The sequence below is a fragment of the Rothia sp. HMSC073B08 genome (assembly GCF_001812975.1).
In the GTDB taxonomy this organism is placed as follows: domain Bacteria; phylum Actinomycetota; class Actinomycetes; order Actinomycetales; family Micrococcaceae; genus Rothia; species Rothia mucilaginosa.
Map to the genome: position 1 here is coordinate 21,858 of NZ_KV811065.1, position 3,083 is coordinate 24,940.

The window sequence follows — 3,083 nt, forward strand, 5'->3', positions numbered from 1 at the left end:
TAGCGACATCAGGGTGCCCGAGCGAAGCGAGGACGGGTACCCCTGTAGGAGCGAGGATGACCCGGCCCTTTCACATACCAGCCGCTCTGAAACCACAAACATTCTGAAGACAACAAGGAACCGGTACTATCCGTAGCGACATCAGGGTGCCCGAGCGAAGCGAGGGCGGGTTCCCTGTAGGAGCGAAGAGCATACTGGCTCGTAGCTTATATGGGCAAAGAAAGGGTCAGTATTATCCGTAGCGACATCAGGGTGCCCGAGCGAAGCGAGGGCGGGTTCCCCTGTAGGAGCAAGGATATGTACCGGTTCCTGTTTTATGTATTTAGGTGACTAGTTGATACCGCGCAGGTCCAGGACGAGTTCGCTTTCGTCTGCCTCGTCACCGGTCACGACAACGGGAATACCCCAGTCCTGCTGGTAGAGGTGGCACGCTGCGTGCTCGGGGATGTCACCGCCAGGGGTGCCATCGCAGGCGGCGGCGCGGGCGGTGATGTGCAGGACTGCCTCAGTCACATCAGGGTTGAGCACGAGGGTGCGGGTCAGTCCGGTGGAGGTGCCGGCGCCTTCCAGGATGAAGTTCTCGGGGGTGGATGAGATCTTCAGCTGGGTGGGGTCGCCCCAGCGGGTGTCGAGCTTCTGGCCGGTGGGCACGGTGAATCGTGAGGTGAATTCGAGGGTGCCGCCGGTGAGCTTGGTGGAGGGGCGCGCGGTGGTGATAGCGCCTTCGTCGACGTGCTGTGCCTTGGCGGGGATGGAGGCGCGCACGAGCTGGTGCGCGTTGGTTTCCACGATGATGAGGCGCGGGTCCTCGCCGGGTACCTCTTCGACGAGCAGGTCGGAGGGCTCGTCGAGGCCGCGTTCGAGGGTGCCGAGGGTGCCGGTTGCGGGGTCCCAGCGGCGGATGGCGCCGTTGTAGGTGTCGGCTACGGCGATGGATCCGTCGGGCAGTTCGGTCAGGCCGAGGGGGTGCTGCATGCGGGCGGTGTCGGAGTCGCCGTCGACGAAGCCGAAGTCGAAGAGGCCCTTGCCGACGGCGGAGGTGACCTGTACGCCGTCTTCGGTGAAGGTGATGTGGCGCAGGCCGCTGGTTTCGGAGCATGCGACCCAGAGGCTGCCGTCGCGTGCTTCGATGATGCCGGATGGCTGGGCGAACCATGCGTCGGCGGCGGGGCCGTCGGCAAGGCCTTCGACGCCGGAGCCTGCGAAGATGCTGACGGTGCCGTCGATGGGTTCGTAGCCGAAGAGCTGGTGGGTACCTGCCATGGCGATGATGAACTGGCCGGCTTCGCGGGAGTAGACCACATCCCAGGGCGAGGAGAGCGCAATTTCGGTGGCGGGCACGCCGGTGGGAATGTGGTTGGGGTCGCCGGTGACGGCGTTGTCGCCGTCGATGACGCGCTGCACGCCGTTGCCTGCGAGGGTGCGTACTTCGCCGGTGCGCAGGTTGAGGGAGCGCAGGCGGTGGTTGACGGTGTCGGCGACGAGCACGTCGTAGCCGAGCTGCTCGCGTAGGTTCTCGGGTACGAGGGCGAGACCGGCGGGCTCGTTGAAGCGTGCTTCGGTGCCGGTGCCGTCGACGTGGCCCTTGACGGGGTGGTTGATGGGGTCGTCGCCGCCGCCGTAGGTGTTGATGACGGTGTTGAGGTCGGCGGCTACCTGCAGGATGCGGTGGCGTGCACTGTCTGCGACGAGGTAGGTGCGTTCGCGGTTGCCGAAGAGGTTTGCGGGGCCGAATTCGGCGGGCAGTTCGATTGCTTTGCCGGGGAAGGCGTAGGTGCCGGCTGCTTTGGGGCGGGGCACGTAGGGGCCGTCGCCGCGGTGTAGGGTGCCCTTCGCCTCGTGCTCGGCGACGAGTTCGCGTACGAGGGAGGTGAGGCCCTGTACGTGGCCTTCGCCGGAGAGGTTGGCGACGATGTAGCCTTCGGGGTCGACGACGACGAGGGTGGGCCATGCGCGGGCGGTGTATGCCTGCCAGGTGGTCAGCTCGGGGTCGTCGAGTACGGGGTGGGTGATGTGGTAGCGGTCGACGGCTGCGGCGAGCGCTACGGGGTCTGCTTCGTGCTCGAACTTGGGGCTGTGCACGCCGACGGTGACGAGTACGTCGGAGAATTCTTCTTCGAGGGGGCGTAGCTCGTCGAGCACGTGCAGGCAGTTGATGCAGCAGAGGGTCCAGAAGTCGAGAATAACGATTTTGCCGCGGAGGTCCTGCAGGGTGAGGTTTTTGTCGCCGGTGTTGAGCCAGGCTCGGCCTTCGAGTTCGCTGGCACGCACGCGTACGTTGCGGGTGGTGTTCTCGCTCATGGGTTCTCTCTCCTGTTGGGTGCGCCGTGTGTGGGCGCGATGGTTTGCTGTCCCCATTATGCCAGCGTGAGGTGGGTGGTTCGCTGGGAGTTGAGCTTTGTGACTTGGGGCCTTAACGACCTGTCATATTAAGTCATATTCCGGGTGGTTCGTGGGTATATAAAGCGCCCCGCACGCATCACGTATAGATGCGCGCGGGGCGTTGGTGTCCCTATTGTGGCGGGCTGTTCGGCCCGGTGGTAGGAACTAGTTTTTACTTGGCGCCTGCGACCTCGGAGAGGTCACCAATCTTGGTGGGCTTGACCGGGGTCTTAGCGGTGCCGCTGAAGCCGTCGATGCGGCCGGGGGCCTTCGGGGTTTCGATGGTGGAGACGTCGGTCACCTGCTCGAAGGTCTTAGTGTTCAACACGGATGCGGTGCCGTCCGCCTTGACGACGGTGTAGAGGTTGTCCTTGGGGTTGGTCTTGATCCAGGAGCCGTCCTCGCTCACGACGATGGTTGTACCGTTGGAGTCCATGCTGGTCCACACACCGTTATTCTGGATGCTGATGATAGCGCCGTCCTTGGATTCGAATGCAGCGAGTTTATCGGTGTAGTAGACGGTGCCGTCGCTGGTCTGCGCCTTCTTCACACCGGCCTCGTTCTTGAGCTGCTCCAGGGCTTTCTTGCTGGCGGTGTAGCCGGCGGAGGCTGCCTGATCGGCGGATTCCTGGCCCTTCTTGAGTGCTTCGGTTGCTTCGCTGGGCAGACCGCTGGGGGCGCTGATGGTGCCCTGGGTGGTC

Annotated in this window: 2 protein-coding genes; both read right to left on the reverse strand. The window is 64.1% G+C overall.

All coding sequences use genetic code 11. The annotated features are described in order from the left end of the window. Window positions 1-330: 330 nt before the first annotated feature. Entirely contained in the window at window positions 331-2,301 is a 1,971-nt protein-coding gene (locus HMPREF2884_RS04865) for an NHL domain-containing thioredoxin family protein (protein WP_070616074.1), read from the reverse strand. A 253-nt stretch (window positions 2,302-2,554) separates the two neighbouring features. Then, a partial coding sequence (locus HMPREF2884_RS04870) for a preprotein translocase subunit SecD (RefSeq protein ID WP_070616076.1) occupies window positions 2,555-3,083 on the reverse strand: 529 nt, incomplete at its 5' end.